Origin of the sequence: Brevibacillus sp. NPDC003359 (assembly GCF_042878995.1) — a bacterium.
Classification (GTDB): Bacteria; Bacillota; Bacilli; order Brevibacillales; family Brevibacillaceae; genus Brevibacillus.
The window spans coordinates 26,127-46,958 of record NZ_JBIAOR010000015.1 but is presented as its reverse complement, the minus strand read 5'-3'; the positions used below and the strand labels follow the sequence as shown (position 1 = coordinate 46,958).

The following is a 20,832-nucleotide window of genomic DNA, read 5'->3' as shown; positions in this document are numbered from 1 at the left end:
GGAGCCTTTTACTAATGTCAACCGTTCAAAACTCGATTACTCCACTACTGCCTCCAACGTCACTTCCACCTTGACAGTCCGCGTAACCGACTCATCTTCCTTAGAAGTAATCGTCACATACAGCGTAACGGTCTCTTCACCTTCGGCAGGGAGCTCCTTCAATATCCCCTCTTCGTCGATGAACGCTTCATCAGAGCTCCTTGTCACCTGATAAGTCACATCATCGCTCTCTTCCGGGAGGGAAAGCACTGGTTGATCCAGTTCTGTGGTGTTCGCAACCTCAAACTCGAATTGCTCCTCGGCTTCTTCAACTACCTTGGACAAGACTGCGTTTTTAGCAGATGCCTTAATCATGAAGGATTTCCAAGCCTCGTATTCTTTTACAATCTGCTCGCCCTTCGGCTTATTTTGGTCAACGCTTCGACCGACGAGCTTCAGCTTGTATTTGCCTGGATCGAGCTTCTTCGCTACTTGGGTACCATCGTAGTAGGTACCATCGAGATTAGAGAAGGTGATAGGGCCTGGTGCAATCAGCGCGTAATTATTGAACACAGATGCGAGGGTACCGATGTATTTATCGTCCATGCTCCATGCTTCAACAGAGATCTGATTCACGTCTTTTGCTTGCAGTTCGGCTTCGAGTGTGAACGAATCCTCATTGCCATCGCCATCAGGCGTGATCGTCGTATCGGACAGCTTCAGGTTGTCGAAACCGAAGTTGGTATCCTCACGCTTGTCTCCCACGTGTACAGCAAACGGCAGGCGCAGGTCAGGGTTGCCTTTCGCTTTCAGCAGGACTTCCCCTTCATACACGCCGTCTTTTGCATCGGAGTCAACGGACAGGTTGAGCTCAAATGTGGTCGCATCTCCTTTTTTAGCGGAGATGGAATCATCGGAGATTTCCACATCGATGTCATCAACATCTGGCGTTTTGGAGCCTGGCTTGTACGGATCTGTCGTGACGGACGGATGCATGATCACTTTTGCTTCGTAAGAAACTTCTTTCTTGGACAGGTTTTTCAGCTGGAGCGTTTTCGTGACCGTATTGCTGCCAGCTTTCAGTAAGCCAAAGGAAACGTTATCTGCATAATACGGAATGGTCTTCGGTTCAAAATCTTCGCCCAAAATGGTGAGCTGCTCTACCGTTGTCAGAACAGCAGGTGTTTTCGACGCGGCGTGGCCGTTTACGCGGCCGGCACCTTGGGAGTAGACATCGTACAGTAAGCCGTCTGGGCTATACAGCGGTTTTGAAGTGTTCGCGAGCGCTGCCTTGATATCGGCAGGTGTCCAGTCCGGATGAGCTTGTTTCAACAGCAGGGCAAGACCGGAAACGTGTGGAGCCGCCATACTTGTACCGTTTAGACGGGCGTAGGCCTTGTCGTACTTGGCGTCAGGGATAAGCTTGCTCCAAGATGGATAGCTGGACAGAACGGCTACACCCGGCGCAGCCAGATTCGGCTTGATGCTGTAATCGTCGCCCATGATTGGACCACGTGAGCTAAATCCGGCGATGCGGTCGCCCGGATCATTTGTGCTTGGGTAGTTTCCTGAGAACGTAAACGTAAGTGTTTTCGCTTTTTCAGAGTCAGCCAGTAGCTCTTTTGCCAGTGTTCGGCCTTCCAGACCCTTCATGTCAAAGGTAGGGATCGCTTCGATCTGGTCACCCAGGATCGTGTTGACATAGCCCTCGCGATCACGGATATCCAGATCAGCTTGGCCATCCCCATCGATGTCGTTACCGTTAAAGACCACGATAGCGACAGCACCAGCTTTTCGGGCGTTATCGATTTTTTCCGTGAAGCCGAGAGAACCACGGGAAACGAGAGCGACTTTGCCTTTTACATTTGCCTTCTCAAAATCGCTGCGAGAGCCAAGGTTGGCATAGGCGACTGGCAGCGATTTGGTTCCGATAATGGAGGAGAAGTTATCCTTTTTGACCTGCCACGCCATCACAGGGAACTCGTAATTGGCTCCGAAGGATGAGGTTGCTGAGCCATCATATTGCACGGTAGGGGAGTCTACCGCTGCAACTGTAATCGGCAGTCTCGCTCCAGAAGGTGATCCCGCCGTGTAGAAATGTCTGCCGCGCTCATCATCGGCTGAATTCCCACCCGATACAACCGTGATTACACCAGACAGCACCGCGTTATTCACAGCGATGGCATCTGGGGAGTCAGAGTCCTTCTCCATAGCGGAGCCAAGCGACAGGTTAATGACGTCCATGCCGTCTTTTACCGCTTTTTCGATACCGTCGATGACCTGAGCGGAGCTACCGCCGCCTCGGCCCAATACGCGGTATACGTAGAGGTCTGCACCGTAGGCAACCCCTTTTACCTGTACATCTGAGGTCCTGTTTTTGGCGCGCCCTACGATGGTGCCGGAGACGTGAGTTCCATGGCTGGAGCCTTCATATCCTTTTCCATCGCGGTCCTCTTCCACAGGGATTGGCGCTTGTTCATAAGGGTCTTTGTCATTGTCGAAGGAGTCATATCCGCCTTTATAAGCATCCTTGAGATCAGGATGCTTATAATCGACACCCGTATCGATGACGCCGACCTTCAATCCTTTCCCTGTCAGACCGTCCTTCCACATATCGAGAACGCCGATTTGTTGGAGCGGGGCCTGATCCCATTTGGTGGACGATGCTTTCTCGCTGACGGCATCAATTTCGGGAAGCTCATAATACGTATTTTGATAAATGCGTTTCACCTGTGGCAATCCAGCCAGCTCTTCTAATTCGTCGGCTGACACTGTTACTTCCATACCGTTGAATACATGCTCAAACTTGCGCTTTACCTTCAGTTTGACCTTGTTGTCTTTTGCCTCATCGAGGAAAGATTCTTGCTCTTCCTCTACTTTTGCTCGCAACGATCTAACGGAAGATTCTGAACCTTCCTCGTGTTTAGCTGTGATCGAAGGCTCGCTGTTCAGCTCAATAATGACACTGACGTTTTTGCTGGAACTGGTGTTCAGTAGGGGGGATATTTTCGAGATTTCGGAGCCAAGCTCTACTTCCGCGTTGGTATATTCGTTTACTTTCTCCCAATCCTGTTCGCTAAACTCCGCCGCTGCCAGTGCATTGTAAGGAAGGCCACTCAGCATGAGTGCTGCTGCAAGCGTAAGAGAAGCGAGAGTACGCATCTTCTTCATCAGTCCACTCTCCTTAAAAAATTATGTATAAGACGATTTGCATAAATATTTCTCTTCCCGTAAGACTACTCCTTTTATTGGGAAAAAACTTTTTATCGAGCAGATTCGTCAAAAACAGACATAATTGTATGTATTTTCAATCGAATCAAGGGGGATAATGTAATAATTTGTTGTTTTTTGCCAATTTATTTTTTATATTTTTCATAAGACATAGGCTAGGAGAGGGTAATCGATGATCAAGTTGAAAGATATCGGGAGGTTCGAAGAGCTGCCAGAAATCGCGATGCATATTTATCAAGGAAATGTTCTGGCTTTGCAAGATGCGATTGCGGCAGGCTGGGATATAGAAAAGGGCATCATGCTTAGTAAATATACGACGATAAGCCCGTTGGATCTGGCACTTGTATCGGAGAAGCTAGAAGTTGTTAAGCTGTTGGTAGAGCACGGCGTCAATTTGAATGTGAAAAATAATCCAGCTTTTTTGAGGGCAGTACGCTATTGCAAAGAAGGGATCGTTCGTTATGTTGCAGCGCAAGGCGCCAAGCTGGACATGCTCAATCAGGTGCGCTCAGGCGCTTATTCGCAGGCTTACTATGGCAACAAAAAGAACATCCCGCTCATTCAAGAGCTGGGACTGGATTTGAGACTGCATGGCGGGGATGTATTGCGTCAAGCCGTGTCGGATCATGACCTTACGACCACTGCTTATTTGCTCGATCATGGGGTGGACATCAATTATAACAAACCGAATATGGTGTATCCGTATCAAGCGACCCCATTAACAGTAGCCACGCGCATGGGGAATGTCGCCATGGTCAAGTATTTGGTTGAACGCGGTGCGGACGTTATGGTAGCGGAAAAGGGTGGAGAGCGGCCTTATACCATCGCGGTCAGCAATAAAGATACGGTGTTGGCTGCGTATTTGAAATCGTTGGAACCTGCCGAGTTGCATGATGTGGAGAACAGAAAGTACGAGCTGCAAAAATATAAGCTGACCGAAGAGTTGATTGGCTTCCTTACTGGAGAGGAGCTGCGTCTTGAGTTGGTCGAAAATGAGTATGACATCGGGTACATCGACTTTTTCGCATTGACTGATGCCATTGAGATGAAAATCGGTCGGCAAAAGCTGCTGCGTTTGTCTGCCGAAGTCGACAACTACTCCCATCTGCACATTGTGTGGAATCAGAAGAAAAAAGGTAGCATAGGCTTGTATGATGAGGAGCATAAGGAGTATGCGGACTTGTGCAGTTTTGCGGAGTTCCACGCGCAGCCGGAGGTGTACCTGATCAAGTTTATGGAAGGCGAGTTAGACTCGAAGTAATGGGTAAGATCAAACTGGCCCTCGATATTTCGGGGGCTTGACAGTGAAATTTATCCAATGGTAAGATCGTGGGCAAGAAACGAAAGGAGGAGGATTCAAACATGTTCGCATACGTAAGCAATCATGAAACGAAGCAATTTAGCGATCAGATCCAACTCCATAGGTATGCCTTTTATGCAATTGCGTTGTTAAAGGGTGCGCCAACTCCGTTTCCCATAAACTGCGGATAACGCCCTTGTGATAACACAATAGCTCCAAGCGTAAAGGCTGCGATTCAATGCTGCGTTTTTTCATCGAGGAATGAAGAAATGAGCATGAAGGCGGCTTTTTCTATTAGCAAATAAAGAACATATGTTCCTATAAAAATAAAGGTGGTTTTACATTGAGCAACACGCCGATTAAATATTTCATCAATCCGGAAGTAAAAGTAGAAAACAATGCGGTAGAGGAGCTTCATCGGCTTTTAGAGGTGAATGAAACGATTGCAACGCTGCAAAAGCATTCACCCGATTATTTTGATGACCCCGATGCTGGGGTTTTGGAGGTAGCCATTACGCCCGATTTTCACAAAGGAAGCGGCATTCCTGTAGGCACAACGCTGTTTACACGCGGGTTTGTGCTGCCGCAAGCGATTGGCAACGATATTAACTGCGGGATGCGTTTGTATGTCACGGATTTGCGCGAGGAACAAATTCGAACACACCTGGATGCCATTGAGCGGAATGTGCGCCATGTTTTTTTCGAAGGGGGGCGCAATATTCCGATGACGCGGCATATGCGCGAAAAAATGTTCAAGGAAGGCCTGATTGGCATACTGGACAGCCACAAGGAAGCGAATGGCGAGGGAATTTTGCGTTATTACAACGAAAAGCAGCAGGAGCTGGATCTGAACCATGTCAATAAAATGGGGTCGTTTATCGCGGAATCGACGATTGGCCTCGATGACTTTCTCGGTCCTGCCGAGCTTTCCCGAGATGCACAAATCGGCTCACTTGGTGGAGGCAATCATTTTTTTGAGATTCAGGTGGTCAAAAAAGTGCACCAGGGCTCTATCGCCAGCCAGTGGGGGCTAAAGGAGGGGCAAGTCGTCCTCATGATTCATACCGGCTCCGTTTCCATTGGTTATAACAGTGGTGCATGGATCAAAGAGATGCTGAAAAAGATGTACCCGACTTCCCTGAAGCATCCGGATAACGGCATGTATCCACTTCCGCTGTCGGAACGTTTCGAACCGCAGTGGAAAATGTTTTGGAGTCTCCTGCACAATGCGGCGAACTTTGCATTTGCCAATCGATTGATGCTGGGCCTGATGATGTACAAATCGATGTCCGATGTGTTGGGCGATTTTGAACACAAGCTGTTGTACGATGCGCCTCATAATTATTTGTGGGAAGAACAGCTGGAGCAGGTGGGCGGATTTTTGCATCGAAAAGGGTCGTGTACGGCGAAATCGGCCGAGCAAATGATGGGCACGCCGTTTCAGTATACGGGCGAACCTGTGTTTATTCCCGGTTCCATGGGCTCGCACAGCTTTATTTTGGCGGGTCTCGGCAATCGGGACAGCTTGTATAGCGCAAGTCATGGCGCTGGTCGTGCGCTCTCTCGCGGTGATGCTGTGAAAGTGGACGATGATCGATTTCGCGAGTTTCTTTCCAACTTCCGTGTGATCAATCCAATTGACCCGAAGCGGGCGGACTTGCGTGGACGGAGCGATATTTTGAAGAAATGGGAAGAAGAACTGAAAAAAGAGGCGCCGTATGCCTATAAAGATATTACACCGGTGATTCAGTCGCATGTCGATCATGGGATGGCTGAGATTGTAGCTGAGGTGGCGCCGATTGCTACAGTGAAAGGCTAGATAGGAACCTCCACATTCACTTTTATAGTGATTTGGAGGTTTTTTTAAAAAAAGTTGCGACCTTTTTACTAGCTGTAACGACTAATTTATGAAAGGGAAGAATTTACCAATAAATTTACGGAGGGAATATTATGAGAAAATTGAAAAAGACTTTGGCTGTGCTAGTTGCAGCGACAATGTTGTCCAGTACACCGGTTTGGGCAAAAGACGGGGACACACCCAAACTCCCGAATCATGTGAAAGAAACGTATGAAGAAGTGCTAGATTCGGTGCCGCAATTAAAAGAATACGAGCAAACAGAAATTACATTCAAGGAGAGTAAGTATTTCATTCATCTCCAGAAAGACGAGAACAAAAATTATCCAAACGCGTGGATAGAGATCGATAATGACAACGGAGAGTTGATTAACTTCACACATACGAGCAATGTAGAGCCATCAACAACAGCTCCTTCAGATGAATTGGCAAAAGAAAAAGCTGGGGAGTTTTTAAAAGGGGCTTGGGAAGATAAATTCGAAAAAGTAAAGTTCTATGTTGTTACAAAACCAACAGTTACGGTTGAATACGAGGATGAACAGGGAAAGAACCACGAGGTTAAACGGTATATGAAGCAAGTTGTGTTCAAGAATACTCGAGAACGATTGTTTTACGCTATCATCGTTGACAGTAATGGAGAAATTTACAGCGCAACTGATATCATGAATATCGGTTTGAATGAATCCGACGTCAATCCAAAGGTGCAGCAAGGTGTCAAAAGGTTATTCGAAGTTGTTCCTAGACTGAAGGAAGAGAAATATGAAATTGAGCGATATGACAGAACGAATTCAAAGGATGACCAGAAGTGGAGGCTGCAGCGGGATGAAATCCGTTACAAATCCCCAAATATGACCTTTACCTTTGATAACATCGCAGGGGAGCTGACCCATTTTTACATCGAAGAAAAAAGAGAAAAGGTCCTTAATCCAATCACGAAAGAAGTGGCAAAGGTAAAGGCGGCTCAGTTTATTCAGCAGATGATGAAGGATAGTGAGGGCTACGATTTTGTTGGGATTGCAAGAACGAGTGGTCATACTGGAGACGACACAACAGTCGGGTTTGCCGTTCCTTTAGTTGAGGACAGTCAATATGTGAAGCATTTCCAAATCTATGTAGATGACCATGGAAATATAGTGGGTGCAAAGGCTACGGTAGAAGAGTCCACATTTGATTTCAAAGATTACTATCATGTATTGGAAACAGAAGGATAGAGGGTGAAGATGACTAAAACTAAAACAGGAGCCTCCGAGCATTCGGAGGCTTTCTTCTTGTTGGGTTTCTACCATATCACCTTTTTACCTGATCTCGCATCAATCCCGGTTCGTGTTGTCTCTTTTTTAATGATCGTATAAATCAATTGTGGAGGTTGATTTGCACCTGATAGCCCGGGGTTGTTCGCGTACACCAATTCCAGCGGATCCTCTTCCAAAAGACGCTCGATGGCTGTTTCTCGCAGAATGACGTTAACAGGCTCTGGTAAGGTATCCGTGCTTGTAGTCAAATCTCCATCCATGCTAACCACTTGCTCCGTTTCGAGGTCTATCGAAATCTCAAAGGTACGATCAATAATGGCGATGTCATGGTGCATAGCCTGGAATTGGATGGTTATCACAGACCTAGATGAATTACGGATGATGTCTTTGACACGTAATTGCTGAATGCTTTTATCGAGAAATTTCTGTAAAAAGAGAGAGGCTGATTCAATATAAGCCTCTGTCGGCTTCGGATCGGATGTCTTTTTACTGCTCCCTTCTGCTCCATGAAAATAATAGCTGACGATTTGCCCTGTATCGGTGATCACATCCATTGAAACATTTTTCTGCCGATTGGCAGAAAACCATTGATAAACAGTAATGTTCTGCGGTCGTATGCCGTTATTATTGGATGAATCATATTGAAAAGCCAATTCATTCATGGGGAGTTGGAGCTCCTTGGAGAGGAATGCAGCAGCCTCTTTTTCATCACGTACATATTGCTTCCCATGCGGTGTAATCGGAATGAGCTGCTTTTGCTCTTCTTTTCTAACCGTTCCGTCTATGGCATTGATATTTCCGAATAAACCGGGAAAATAGACGAGCTTTGATTGATTTCCTACATAAGCGAGCTCCACTGAATCCGCAAAAGCTTGTTGAGCCTGTCCCATAGGAATGGCTTTAGCTGGGTCAGTAAACAGTTGCGTATTCAATTGTTTATTTCGGCTGAGTGCCAACGATTGCGTTTTCTCTCCTTGAGCCTGCACGAGATAGCCGCTGTCCAAGTAAGGAATACCATTTACCATCCTCGTGAAATAATACTGCCCTGTTTTCTCATTGGAGAGAGAGGAATGAACCTGGTATTGGTTTACATTTCCGCCCGCGATTTTTTGAAAGTGAGTCCAAACAGGAGCGGGAATATTAGGCGGCCTGACTGGTGGAATTACTGGCGGACTTACTGGATGTCTCATTTGGCTTTCTCCAGTCGGAGTTTGGCTGATCGGTTCCCTATTGGTTTTGTTTTTGTTGACTTGCTCAGTCCGAGCTTTGCTTGTTTCTTTTGGAGCAGTCTTTACAGGAGGATTCGTCTTTTGTACGGTTGGTTCCTTACTTACTGGATGCTTGGGCAATATCGGCTGTTCGGTTTTGGGCAGCTCAACGACTTCAGCTGGTGGGAGAGAAACGGTTTGCGGCTTTTTCACTCCCAAGTCATGCATATTCGCAAGTCCAAAGACCAAAAAAGCGGCCGCTGCGACTCCGCCTGCTTTAGAAAGCACCAGCAACTTTTGCTGTTGCCTTAATTTTCGTGCTCTTTTTTGCAAATCGTTTTGCAGATACGTCACGAAATCTTCCCTGGGCTGTTCAGAAAGGGACATCTCCTTTAGTTGGTCGAGAAGCTCTTTGTCGTTATCATTTAACGTTTTCAGTTTGCAACCCTCCCGGATAGTAATGAGGCTTGAGCTTCTGCTGCAAGATCTGCAATCCACGGCTAAAATCAGTTTTCACCTTGGATTCTGTACATCCGAGGATTTCTGCGGTTTCTTTGATGCTGAATTCTTTGATTCCACGTAAATAAACAGCCATACGGTACGCTGGTTTTAACGTTCTAATCGCATTCATCAATTCATGCTGCGTTTCTTTGCTCTCCCAAGAGCTCTCTGGAATGCCATTCTTGGAATGGAGCCTTTTCAGCCATTCGCTCGGTAACAGCTCGTACATTTTTCTGCGGCGGTACGCGTCTATCGCTGTATATTTGGCAATGGAAAAGATCCATGTCTTCATTTCAGAGCGTCCGTCATAGGTGGGAAGAGCCTTTAACAGACGAATAAAAACTTCTTGAGTCAGGTCCTCGGCTTCGGTGTGATTTCCAGTAAAGTAGAGAAGGAACTGATAAATATCCAAATGGTACTGCTTATGGATGGACAATATCTGTTGCTCTAGATCATGCAAAAAGGCTCCCCCTAAACCCCGAAATATACTGCTCACCTATTAGTCGTAAGAAACTGGAAAAAGGTCGCGGGTTTTTTGGGAAAATGTGAAATAGCGGGCTGTCTAGAAAGTCTCTACTAAAGTAAAAAAACTCGACATGTATTTTTGTCGAGTCCACGAAGAGCAAAGCGGTGGAACGACCGATTGCCCTTGGTACATTGGGTTTGGTTAAAGGATAAAGATGAAGGTGACGCTTTCACTCTCGTCGCTTTCAGCGTAAATCTTGCCACCAAGCCTCTCCAAAATGGTTTTTGCTATAGATAGGCCCAATCCATGATTGCCATTTTCATACGTACGTGCAGTGTCTGTGCGATAAAACCGGTCAAACAACTTGGGTAAATCTTGCTTGGACAAGCCTTTGCAACGGTTTTTAATAGAAAAGAGGATACGCTTTTTTACCTTTTTCAAACTTATTTCAATATAACTGTTTTGTTCAGTATATTTGCATGCATTATCCACTAATATGGTGATGACCTGGTTGATTTTATCCCTATCACTTTTTATCGTTAAATCAGGCTCTATATGTTGAATAATTTTTACACCTTTCTCAAAAGCTACGGCTTCCATTGACAAAATAACATTTTTCACAGCTTGGCTTAAATCAAATGAAGAGTATTGCAGTTTCACTTCCGCCTCATCATTCTTAGCCAAATATAAAAGTTCATTTACAAGCTTGGTCATTCGTGTTGTTTCATTTCGGATATATTCCAGCCATTTTTTCTGGCTTCTAATGGTATCATCCTCGTTTGTCATCAATGCATCATAATTTGCTGAAATAATGGCCAAGGGAGTTTTTAGTTCATGTGAGGCATCCGCTATAAACTGCTTCTGTTTGTCCCATGAGATAGAGATAGGCTTGATGGCTCTGTTTGCAAAATACATACTAATGAAGTAAATGACGAACAGCATGATAAATCCCACTGAAACAAACGTTATGAGCAGGCCTGTAAGTGTTTTGCTATCATCCGTTACATCCAAAAACACAATCTGATAAAGATCATTCTTCTGATCAATAGAACTGGGATGGTCCACAGTCCATGTTTGCCCGCCGTCTCTGGAATATTGCATCCTTCCGTTTTCATCTATTCTTACCATCACATGACCTTCGTAAATCCTGTACATCCAGTCTTTACCATCCAGATTGATAACGGAATTATTCTTTTTCTCTTGCCACGCAAGATTCGCAGCTTGTTTATAGGTTTCATCTGCCATGTCGATAAAAGAGTTAACCTTTTGAATCACACCCTGAGCGTCAACCTGTATATGAAAAGACATGGAATAATTCAAGGAAAGAACAGTTTCCCCCATTTTCGATACAGTAGCATCCATTGTCGGCGAATTGACAGATAAACTGTTCAGTTTGTTCACATTTTCGTTTTGAATGTTGTTGTAAGTAATGAGATAAATGATAAAAAATGCCGTTATCATCAATGCTGATATGATCGACATATTGAGTATCAAGAATTTATTGCGCAATTGTTTAAACAAAGCTATACCACCCGCTTACGTATCTATTTTGCGCTTTCTTTGGACGATAAATAATACCCTACGCCTCGCTTGGTTTGTATGGACACACATGATTTTAAACTGGTTAATTTCTTTCTTAAAAAAGAGATATATACTTCTACATGGTTGTCCTCGGCATCGGTATCATATCCCCAAATTTTTTCAATAATGCTGTCTTTGGAAGTAATGCCGTTCCGTCTGTGAATCAACAATTCCAGCAACTGACATTCTTTCAGGGTTAATTTAAAATCGCTTTTTCTGCAACGAAGGTTAAGGGTATGGGGGGTTAACTCGATATCGCCGTATTTTAAGACGTTATCACATATCAACTCGCTTTTTCTGCGTCCCAGTGCCCTTAAACGTGCCAGCAATTCCTCTGTTGGAAAAGGCTTGGCAAGGTAATCATCGGCTCCGCTGTCAAGACCAGTCACTTTGTCTGAGGTTCCTCCTTTGGCAGTTAACAGGATAACAGGGGTATCTATACCATTCTTGCGCAATTCTTTCAGCACGGCTATGCCATTCATTTTTGGCAACATGATATCGAGAATGATGATGTCGTATATACCGGAAAGTCCACAATCCAAACCGTCCTCACCATTAAAAGCCAAATCAACACTGTAATGATTTTTTTTCAAAACCTGTTCGATTGCTTCCGCCATATGCTTTTCATCTTCCACCATTAAAATTCTCATACGCAGCACTCCGACCAGTAAGGTAATCAAGCTGTAAGAAAACATAGCATGCAAAAACGATTTTCTGCTAATAGGTTTTTATATTGAGTATTATGCCATAAAGCAACCATAACACTCGCAAGTGTTATGGTTGCGATACATAGATAGAGTCTTAGTTTTTGTTGGGTGCTTTATCGTTCCAGCTTTTTCCTCCATCTGTAGAATATAGCGTAACTCCATTTTCGATTTTTATCATGATATCCATCGAGTTGTCTGCATTGTGTAAATCAGCATTCTCCACAGCTTCAATGGTTGCGATGCCATCTTTGAAGCTGGTGACTTTAAAAGCCTGGTCCGTAGAAGTCGGTGTAAATTCGTTCCAGGTTTTGCCGTTGTCTGTGGAATAGAGATCAACCCCGTCTTCCGTTTTTACCATGACATCTTTTACTGTGATGGTCTTCGAGCTGTCTGCATCACTCAAGTCACCGGCAGCTTCGACTGTTGCGACGCCATCTTTGAAGCTGGTTACTTTAATTGCTTGGTCCGTAGAAGCTGGTGTAGTTTCATTCCAAGTTTTTCCGTTGTCTGTGGAATAAAGGTTAACTCCATCTTCCGTTTTTACCTGAGCAGTAATTTCTGTTCCAATTTGTGGCGTATTCGCGGCAAAAGCTGTAGCTGTGGCTAGCATCAGCGCACCCACACTGCAGAGTGCCATACCTACCCGTTTCTTAGTTGCCAAGTTTACCAATTTGTTCATTTTCATAACCTCCTTTTTTTTGTAAGCAGTTAACTTACAAATTCATTGTAGCCCCGTAACCTTAATTGAACCTTAAACCAGAATAGGTGTTGTCACGATTGAATTTTAACGGTTTTATATACGTATACAAAAAGCCGATGCTCCCCACGCTAAGGAAACATCGGCGGTTATAGTATGTCTTCTAACAAGCAACCTCTATATGACCTGAAGTCAGTCAAAACCAACTTTCTCAACAACCTATCCTTGTACTTCACTCACCAGCGCAAGCGTATTTTCTTCTGTGTCTTTGAAGAACGTTATCCACGTTTCGGTTTGTCCCATTTTCGCTACGAGGTGTGGCTCGTCGATAAAGGTAATGTCTCTGTTCTTTAATTCTTCAAAAGAAGCTTGAATGTCATCCACTTGAAAGTAAATGACGGAGCTGGCGTGTGCAAACTGCTCTTTTTCCGGTAGGCTCAACATGAGGCGAAGTCCGTTACATTCAAAGAACGCCATATTACCTGTCTGAAACAAAAGAGGGAGCCCAAGCTGCTCTTTGTAAAAATGGACGGCTTTTTCTAGGTTTTTGACAGGGATGCCGATTTGCCCTACTTTTTGAATCAGGTTTGTTTTCATGATAAAATCCCCCTTTTGTTCACGTCTCCTCATCAGCATAAACGAATCAAAAGATTAGTTCTTATCCAAAATCACTTTTTTTCTGAATTGCAGAGGAGAAATGCCGACATGCTGCTTAAACATTTTGCTAAAGGATACGGGGTTACTGAATCCAAGCGCAAAGGTGATGTCTGTCATATTGAATTCCAGCTTGGCTAACAGTTGTTTGGCTTTTTGTATCCGGTATTCCGAAATATGCTGGTGAGGCGATTTGCCATATACTTGGGCGTACGCTCGCAATAAATGGTTGGGGGATAGACAAGCAATCTGCGCGATCTCCTCGAGCCTGATTGGTTGATCATAAAAAGCTCGTATATAGTCATGAGCGGTACTGATTCTTCGATAAAGTTCTTCGCGCGTCGATTGCCGAAGCGCGTGCAAAGCGTCCATTTCTTTTCTTACATCGAAATGTCCGAGCAATATGGTCCGCATAATCTTGTGAAATTGTTCTTCATAACCGATGGAGTCCCGATCAAGGAAGGTGAGACTCTCTTTTAAAGTCGTTAACTGAGAAGCAAGTGTATCGCTCGTATGATAGGTTTTTTCAAAAAAACCGATCGAAGCCTTTTCCTTATAAGGATCACTGAGAAGTCGGTCCGTTGAATCCACCAGCGTGCTTACAATCTCCTCGCCAAAACCATGCCTGAAGAAAATACAAAACGATTCCACTTCCTCAGCTTCCTCGATGGAAATGGTATACTCCCCTTCGTTTAGCAAGAGATACCTGCCCTCTTCCACAGCAAAAAAACCTTTACTCGTCTTGTAATGCGCCCTTCCATTATGGAATGTCTTAATGGAAAGCTGCCCATCCCCTTCCCAGTAAAATTGCTTGCTTTTTGCGTGGAGAACATAGTTCATGGAAGGCTTGTCGGTCATTTCAAGATTTCCTGCAACGTCTTATCGATGTGGGAAAAGCGGAACTGATATCCTTCGCGCTCAAGCCTTTCTGGAATGACCCAGCGGCTTTTCAGCACCAGCTCTGTTTCCGTTCCGATCATAATCGCTCCCATTTCCAGCATCCATTTGGGAGAAGGCAGTCCGAAGCTTCGATTCATCACGTTGCGAAAATGCTGCATGAATTCACGGTTTGTAACGGGATATGGAGAAGAACAATTGAATACACCGCTTAAGTCCGTTCGCTCTTTCAAAAAGAGAATGATCTGGAAGATATCTTCGACATGAATCCAGCTAAAACGCTGATTGCCAGACCCTTGTACACCCCCGAGTCCAAAACGAACGAGATTTTTGTATGGATCGATAACCCCGCCGTTTTCCCCCAGCACGATTGCCATGCGTAAGGCAACTTGTCTGGTATGCGGCATATCAAAGGAAAAGAAGGCAGATTCCCATTGCTTGGCGACATCGACGGAAAAGCCTGTTCCAATCTCCCCTGTTGCTTCCGTCATGGGACGATCCTCCGCATGCCTATAGATGGTGGCTGTGCTGGAATTGAGCCAGAGTGAAGGCGGGTTTTTGCAGGCCGATATGGCATTGCCAAGTATGTGAGTGGTCTCTGTTCGAGATCTCAGGATTTCTTGCTTGTTCTTATCATGATAACGACAGTTGACGGATTTTCCCGCCAGATTGATGAGCAGCTCGGAATCTTCCAGAGCTTCCACGATCTTTGTGTGATTATCCCACGTTATATGAGGGGAAGTTCTTGCGATGATCAATACTTCGTAGCCAAGTTGATTGAATTTGTCTGCCAGATACTTGCCGATAAAGCCAGTGCCGCCAGCCAGGATGACTTTCTTTTTCATAAGATCAACTCGCTTCCTGCGGTGTGCGTATTTTTTACAATAATTGTAACATAATGCAAGGTGGCGGCAGCATGTATCCGTCATGTCTCTTCACCCAAAATGGAAAGAGCTTTTATTTATTAGCTAAAATTTGAAAAGTCGGTATGCCAGTTAGATTTCGATAGCATGCAGTGTTTGGAAACAAAGGAGCGTGAAAAATTCCAATCATTTTGGCGTAGGTGATCCAGCGATGTTTGCGCAGTCATAAATTGATAGCCGGCGATATATCCCGTGATAAACTCGCTCCAGCTGTTATAGGCTTGTTGCGCTTGTCTCACAGCCTGTAGTTTAAACTGTCGTGCTTCCTCTTTTCTGATATAGCCGCCATTTTCCCATCTCGTACCACTCAAGTACGAGGCCCAGGCAAAATCATAGGCGGCAATCCCTTCAGCAGGGAGTCTTTTCAGATAGTAATGAACGACCTTTGCCTTGCCGAGGCGATTCTGATCTGGTTCCAGAGAGTCGATATATTCCGCTCGTCCTGATTCTGATAATGCTGATAAGAAATGGTGAAGCCGGGCAAATTCTTTCCGCTCGCCTTCTTTAAGCATCCACGATAGTCTCTCTTTCTGACTCGCTGCGTCTCTTATTCCCCGTTTGCTAAAGTTATCTTTTGTTTCGATGAAGACCGTATCTGCCCCGATCATAATAACTGAATGCATACTGTGGGTAAAGAAGTGAAATTGTTTTTCCTTTTTACGCTTGAATGTGAACATGTATGAAAAGTTCACTCCTTGTTAATAGAATCGAGTGATGATATACAGCTTGTACAGTGAACCAAAGAAGAAACGACACAAGACCAAAAGAATCAGCCCATAGAAATAGATCTCCAACGGCGGGCTCGGACTCGGGATCGTCGGGATCGTCAAATACTTTACCTCAACCATTTGATTCTGATTGAGCTTGTTGAAATCGAACAAAGAAGTCAGTTCCAAATCCTGTAACATTTTCTTTGTGTCCATCAGTACCTTAGGCGGTATATCCATTACCTGGCCCATTTCAAATTCTAAGATTCCGGTTTTTTCAATCTCGATCGTACTATGCTTCGTAATGACGAGGATGGGTGTATCGCCCAAGTAGCCGATTTCTACGTAGCCTGAAGGAGTAATTTTTCCTATGTCTCCAGTTTCATTAAGCGTCAAATAATTTTCGTATGCCGTGTAGCTATTTCCGTCTTTATCTGTTTTCGTATACTGATAGATTTTCAGACTACGGAGATTCGTTAACTTGGCCTGAACGAATTGATTGGGTCCAATCTGCTCCAAAGCTTCTGGCGATGATACGTTGACCAGTCCATCCTGATGAAGCTCTACATTAGAAATGGGAGTGGACTTCGTATGATCTACATATGCGTTGTATAGAAGAGATTGAAAAAGCATGATGAGAGCAAGGGCCACCGTAGCTATGGCTACTTGAAAATGAATGGCTGGCTTTATTTGTTTATTCAAGCCTTTCCGTTCTCCCAGCTCCGAAGTCAATTGCTGCAAGACATGCTTTCGTTCTTTGGCTGGCAGCTTCTTGACTTGTTTCAGCATGTTTCCACGAATCTGGGTGAGCAAAATGAGCGCCTCGTAATCGTGCGGACAAGCTGCAAGCAGTTGTTCAAATGTGACTTTTGCCTGAGCCGCATTACCCTGCTTCAGCTGACACTTTCCGAGCAGGCTCAGTGCTTCCGGATGGTCTGGAAGTTGAGACAAGATGTACTCGCATTCCTTCTGAGCCTCGGTGAAATGTTGATTGTTGTACCAGATGTAGGCTCGAGCCAGGTAGCTGTCGATATCGTCTGGCTGAATGCTGATGATACGGGAATAAGCGTCAAGTGCACCATCCGTGTCACCGATGCGCTGGCAATACTCTCCCTGAAGGCGAAGCAATTCGGGATCATCGGCAAATAAGGCAATAGCTGCGTTAAGTGAGTGGCTTGCTTGCTCCAGTTGATTTTCTTTCAAGGCTTGATAAGCTGCATCGCGGTAAGACAAGAACAAATCACGATCGAGATGAGTCGCCGCGAGCAAAGTGTCAAAACACAATCCTGGCTCGTCTAGCTGTTTCAGATAGTATTGGCAGAATTTTTTCGAGTGCTTGTCCATATAAAAAGGCTTTTGAATAAGCTCCCGCCATTGAAAGCCATCCTCTAGTATTAACCACACGCTTTTGGGCAAATGGTGGTGCTCGTGCAGAAAGTGAAACAGACGATCACTTACGATTCTGTTCTGATGTATATTCCACACTAAGTCAGAACGGAGCAGCTTTGTCCAATTTTCCGGATTGATTCTAGAAGGGAAATCGTCGTACAAAGCTTTTACTTGTTCCATAAAAGTGTCTATCTCTTCAACCGGGTCATTGCGATCAAGTGTGGCGTCAATATGTTGAAAGGATAGCCGATGTTGAACAGTGAGAATGGGGGTGTCCTCTTCCGTTTGTATAGGAGCTTCTGTATCGGCTGTGAATGTCACTTCTGCCTTTTGTTTTTTCTCGCGCTGCTTAGCCATTTTGATGGCCCGATCGTATGCTTCTCTCAGTTGCTGATAGCCATCGGGATCATCCTCCGGGTGGTGCAGCTTCAGCTTTTTCGCATAGGCTTTTTTAATGGTCGAAATATCATCAGTAGGCTCAATGTCCAGTATCCTCCAAATGTTCACAACTAGTCAGGCTCCTTTTTACGTGCGATTCATCTACTGTTTCATGATTATAAACCAAAAAGGATAATTTTAACTATCATGGAAAAACAAAAAGAACGCAGACCTTCTTTTCATGCGAGAAGAAGATCCGCGCTTTCATTAGTAAGGGTTGTTTGATTAGTTGTTACTTCGCTGCCTGACCTTCTTTAAACGCTCTTTGGAAGCTTTCGATCAGCAGGCCGTAGTTTGGCATTACTTCCGCATAGATTTTTGCGAACTCTAGGGCATCTGGGCGGTTCCAAGTTTTTTGCAGTTCGGACATGACAGCGAGTGTATCAATAGGAGAAAAGTACAGCCCGCCCGATCCGAATGGGCTTACCAAACGTGAAATGGAGATTTTGCAGCATCTATCCGAAGGGCTGCGCTACAAGTCAATCGCTGCCAAGATGTATTTATCGGAAGGAACCGTTCGTAATTATTGTTCCAATCTGTACTCGAAGCTCGGTGTTAACAATCGTGAAGAGGTCGTTGAGCTAGCGAGAAGCAAAGGTATCATTTAGACGACAAAAAAGACGGGAGAAATCCCGTCTTTACTCTTCTGGTGTCCGGTCGAGGAACAGCCGCGTAACCTCTGTGTAATCCCCTTTTTCCACTTCTTCTTCTGTCGCTTTTTTTTCTAATGGATCATGACCGTACATACTTGGCGCAATCGTTGGATCGTGCTCAGAGGAACGCTTTTTATTATCCATGATTCACCACTCCTTTAGAAGGTAGGGTGCGATGGATGGCCTATTCTTATCCCCGATTGCAGCAATGACATTGGAAATGCTATTTCAAAAGTACCGATCTTCAAGATCCGGTGCTTTTTTTGATGACAGATTGTCATATGGGGTAGGGAGAAACCGTTGGTAACAGGGCGTTTGAAATTTATGACAAAACGTTACTTGTTGTACAGGCAGTGCTCGGGCCATACTTTGGGCAAACGAAGATAATAGGAGGAAAGAGAAATGAACTTTTACAAAAGTAGCATCGCCGCGGTATCGATTTGTAGTCTCCTCTTAACAGGAGCCCATTCCACGTATGCAGCTCCATTAACCGAGGCGGACAGCGAACAACAACAAGGGAAGAAGGCAAAAAATTTAAGTCCAAAAGAATGGTTAGAGCTGAAATCTTTTCTCTTGAATAGCGCTGAGCCTGGGACTGATCTTGAAGATATTGAACCGCTGCGCGACATGATCGGTTCTGCTTCAATTGTAGGTTTAGGTGAGGCAAATCATGGCAGTCGTGAAATTTTTACGATGAAACACCGGATTGTTGAATTTCTCGTCATGGAAATGGGCTTTACCACCCTTGTATTAGAAGAAAACTGGGGCAACGCATTGGAACTTGATCATTACGTTCTCACAGGGGAAGGAAATCCGAGTGAATATCTAATGCCCCTATTTCAAACACAAGAAATCGTAGACATGCTGGAATGGATGCGTGAGTACAATGCCGATCCCGAGAACGAAGAGAAACTGCGAGTGGTCGGGATGGATGTACAAAACGTCAGCGAAAATGTATACGATGAGATCAGACAGTATATAAAAGAATATAAGCCTGACCTGCTGCCCCGTGTGGATAAAAATATGAAGGAACTTGCCGAAGTTACGAAGGACCTGGAAACCTATACATCTTTGCCAGAGGCCATTCAGAAAAAACATCATGAGCAAGCGAAAGAAATCACGAAAATATTGGAACAAAACAAAAAGCGTCTGAACGGCCAATCCGAGGAGTTCGCAAGGATCAAGCAACACGCCAAGGTCATTGAGCAATTTACTGGCATGTATTTCAACTTCTCGGAGAATCCATCAGAAGTATTTTTGAGGCATGATATCGCGATGTTTGAGAATGCGAAGTGGGCTCATGAACAGCTAGGAAAAACAATCGTATGGGGGCACAATGGGCACATCGCAAAGAGCAATATAGTGCCGGATGTATACCCGAAGCTCGCCGGTCAGCATTTACTGGACCATTATGGTAAGAAATATGTGACGATTGGAACTTCATTCGGGAAAGGCGATTTCAACGCGTATAACGTTGAAAATAAAATTGTTCCAGTTACCATTGAATCGAGTGATCCAAAAACATCCAATCACACTCTGGATCAAGTCTCAAAGGATCAATACTTTGTTGATTTACGGACTGCTACAGGTCTCACCAAAAAATGGTTAGAGGAAGAACGGCCGTTTTTGAACGGACGCGGTTCTGCTAATCCAAACACACCAAACCTTGTAACAACTGCGCTTGGGCAAACATTTGATATTCTCATTCATATAGACACAGTGAGCGCTGGCAAGCTTGTTCGTTAAATAGCAGAAAGAAACCGGCATTTACCCAAGAGCACTGGGCAGAATGCCGGTTTTATTATACAAGAAACCCCATCAAGCGTTTCACATTGTCGGTGTTTTCGCGGGATGTCAGCGACTCCAGCAAGGTGAATGCCACATCAAAAGCGGTCGAAGGGTTGTACGAGGTGATAATATTGTTGTCGATGACGATGGATTGGTCAGGGATGACATTGGCACCCATCGCAGCTAGTTGCTTTTGCCGCAATTGGTTGTTCAGGTTGTAGGTCGTTGCTTTTCGTCCTTGCAAAATCCCGCTTTTCCCGAGGGGAAGTGCGCCGACACAGATGGAGGCAATCACTTTGCCTTGCTTTTCAAATTCGCGAATGAAGGCAAGGACGTCTTCGCGATAAGCATCTTCATAAAAGCCTGCTTGCTCAAAACCGCCAGGCAGTGCCAGTGCATCGAAGTCGGTTACATTCGCATCGTCGATCACCATTTCGGGGATCACAGTAAAATTCCACGTGCATTTCAACTCTTTGCGCGTGCCCACCGTCACCAGCTCCGTTGTTCCGTCGCCCTCTTCCTTGTTCCAGCCGATTACATCTGTAAATACGCTAGCCTCTACTGCTTCAAAGCCATTCGGTAATAACAAGCACACCTTTTTCATC

18 protein-coding genes and 1 pseudogene are annotated in these 20,832 nt (G+C 44.8%); 6 read left to right on the top strand and 13 right to left on the bottom strand.

The features are described 5' to 3' along the window. Positions 1-36: 36 nt before the first annotated feature. Complete coding sequence (locus ACFYU8_RS25545) at positions 37-3,150, bottom strand: S8 family serine peptidase (RefSeq protein WP_390305119.1); 3,114 nt, start codon at positions 3,148-3,150, stop codon at positions 37-39. 232 nt (positions 3,151-3,382) lie between these two features. Here ACFYU8_RS25545 and ACFYU8_RS25540 point away from each other — a divergent pair, with 232 nt between their 5' ends. The 4 genes from ACFYU8_RS25540 (at position 3,383) to ACFYU8_RS25525 (ending at position 7,576) form a co-directional block, all read left to right on the top strand. Further along, positions 3,383-4,471, top strand: a complete 1,089-nt coding sequence (locus ACFYU8_RS25540; RefSeq protein ID WP_390305117.1) for an ankyrin repeat domain-containing protein — start codon at positions 3,383-3,385, stop codon at positions 4,469-4,471. A gap of 101 nt (positions 4,472-4,572) precedes the next feature. After that, the gene (locus ACFYU8_RS25535; RefSeq protein ID WP_390305115.1) at positions 4,573-4,701 is read left to right on the top strand and encodes a hypothetical protein; all 129 of its coding nucleotides are present in this window, start codon (positions 4,573-4,575) and stop codon (positions 4,699-4,701) included. Positions 4,702-4,853: 152 nt separating this feature from the next. Continuing rightward, positions 4,854-6,329 carry an RtcB family protein gene (locus ACFYU8_RS25530; RefSeq protein ID WP_390305113.1) on the top strand — a complete coding sequence of 492 codons (1,476 nt, stop codon included), beginning with the start codon at positions 4,854-4,856 and terminating at the stop codon, positions 6,327-6,329. Between the two features lie 131 nt (positions 6,330-6,460). Beyond that, positions 6,461-7,576, top strand: coding sequence for a hypothetical protein (locus ACFYU8_RS25525; RefSeq protein ID WP_390305111.1), 1,116 nt, complete (start codon positions 6,461-6,463; stop codon positions 7,574-7,576). 68 nt (positions 7,577-7,644) lie between these two features. Here the strand turns inward: ACFYU8_RS25525 and ACFYU8_RS25520 are convergent, their stop codons facing one another. The 10 genes from ACFYU8_RS25520 to ACFYU8_RS25475 form a co-directional block, all read right to left on the bottom strand. After that, positions 7,645-9,180 (bottom strand): YcdB/YcdC domain-containing protein, encoded by a 1,536-nt coding sequence (locus ACFYU8_RS25520; RefSeq protein WP_390305108.1) that lies wholly within the window; start codon positions 9,178-9,180, stop codon positions 7,645-7,647. 67 nt (positions 9,181-9,247) lie between these two features. Beyond that, the gene (locus ACFYU8_RS25515) at positions 9,248-9,787 is read right to left on the bottom strand and encodes an RNA polymerase sigma factor (protein ID WP_390305106.1); all 540 of its coding nucleotides are present in this window, start codon (positions 9,785-9,787) and stop codon (positions 9,248-9,250) included. Between the two features lie 207 nt (positions 9,788-9,994). Beyond that, positions 9,995-11,314 carry a sensor histidine kinase gene (locus tag ACFYU8_RS25510; RefSeq protein WP_390305104.1) on the bottom strand — a complete coding sequence of 440 codons (1,320 nt, stop codon included), beginning with the start codon at positions 11,312-11,314 and terminating at the stop codon, positions 9,995-9,997. Between the two features lie 23 nt (positions 11,315-11,337). Next, positions 11,338-12,024: a response regulator transcription factor gene (locus ACFYU8_RS25505; RefSeq protein ID WP_390305102.1), complete on the bottom strand. Its 687-nt coding sequence runs from the start codon at positions 12,022-12,024 to the stop codon at positions 11,338-11,340. Between the two features lie 151 nt (positions 12,025-12,175). Further along, positions 12,176-12,760, bottom strand: coding sequence for a WD40/YVTN/BNR-like repeat-containing protein (locus ACFYU8_RS25500; protein ID WP_390305100.1), 585 nt, complete (start codon positions 12,758-12,760; stop codon positions 12,176-12,178). Between the two features lie 237 nt (positions 12,761-12,997). Continuing rightward, positions 12,998-13,375: a VOC family protein gene (locus tag ACFYU8_RS25495; protein WP_390305098.1), complete on the bottom strand. Its 378-nt coding sequence runs from the start codon at positions 13,373-13,375 to the stop codon at positions 12,998-13,000. 54 nt (positions 13,376-13,429) lie between these two features. Continuing rightward, positions 13,430-14,290, bottom strand: a complete 861-nt coding sequence (locus ACFYU8_RS25490) for a helix-turn-helix domain-containing protein (protein WP_390305095.1) — start codon at positions 14,288-14,290, stop codon at positions 13,430-13,432. Further along, positions 14,287-15,174 carry a TIGR01777 family oxidoreductase gene (locus ACFYU8_RS25485; protein ID WP_390305093.1) on the bottom strand — a complete coding sequence of 296 codons (888 nt, stop codon included), beginning with the start codon at positions 15,172-15,174 and terminating at the stop codon, positions 14,287-14,289. The genes ACFYU8_RS25490 and ACFYU8_RS25485 overlap by 4 nt, the downstream gene beginning before the upstream one ends. A 119-nt stretch (positions 15,175-15,293) precedes the next feature. Then, positions 15,294-15,929, bottom strand: a complete 636-nt coding sequence (locus tag ACFYU8_RS25480; protein ID WP_390305090.1) for a DUF1266 domain-containing protein — start codon at positions 15,927-15,929, stop codon at positions 15,294-15,296. Positions 15,930-15,950: 21 nt separating this feature from the next. Further along, a complete protein-coding gene (locus tag ACFYU8_RS25475; protein ID WP_390305088.1) occupies positions 15,951-17,855 on the bottom strand; it encodes a tetratricopeptide repeat protein in 1,905 nt (634 codons plus the stop codon). Positions 17,856-18,199: 344 nt separating this feature from the next. Between ACFYU8_RS25475 and ACFYU8_RS25470 the strand changes: the two are divergent. After that, positions 18,200-18,394 (top strand): annotated as a pseudogene (locus ACFYU8_RS25470) (response regulator transcription factor); the annotation flags it as partial. A gap of 30 nt (positions 18,395-18,424) precedes the next feature. On the opposite strand, the gene ACFYU8_RS25465 reads toward ACFYU8_RS25470, so the two are convergent. After that, positions 18,425-18,583, bottom strand: a complete 159-nt coding sequence (locus ACFYU8_RS25465) for a hypothetical protein (RefSeq protein ID WP_390305086.1) — start codon at positions 18,581-18,583, stop codon at positions 18,425-18,427. Between the two features lie 258 nt (positions 18,584-18,841). On the opposite strand from ACFYU8_RS25465, the gene ACFYU8_RS25460 reads away from it, so the two are divergent. Beyond that, positions 18,842-20,185: an erythromycin esterase family protein gene (locus ACFYU8_RS25460; protein ID WP_390305083.1), complete on the top strand. Its 1,344-nt coding sequence runs from the start codon at positions 18,842-18,844 to the stop codon at positions 20,183-20,185. Between the two features lie 55 nt (positions 20,186-20,240). On the opposite strand, the gene ACFYU8_RS25455 is transcribed toward ACFYU8_RS25460, so the two are convergent. After that, entirely contained in the window at positions 20,241-20,831 is a 591-nt protein-coding gene (locus ACFYU8_RS25455) for a DJ-1/PfpI family protein (protein WP_390305081.1), read from the bottom strand. Position 20,832: the final 1 nt, after the last annotated feature.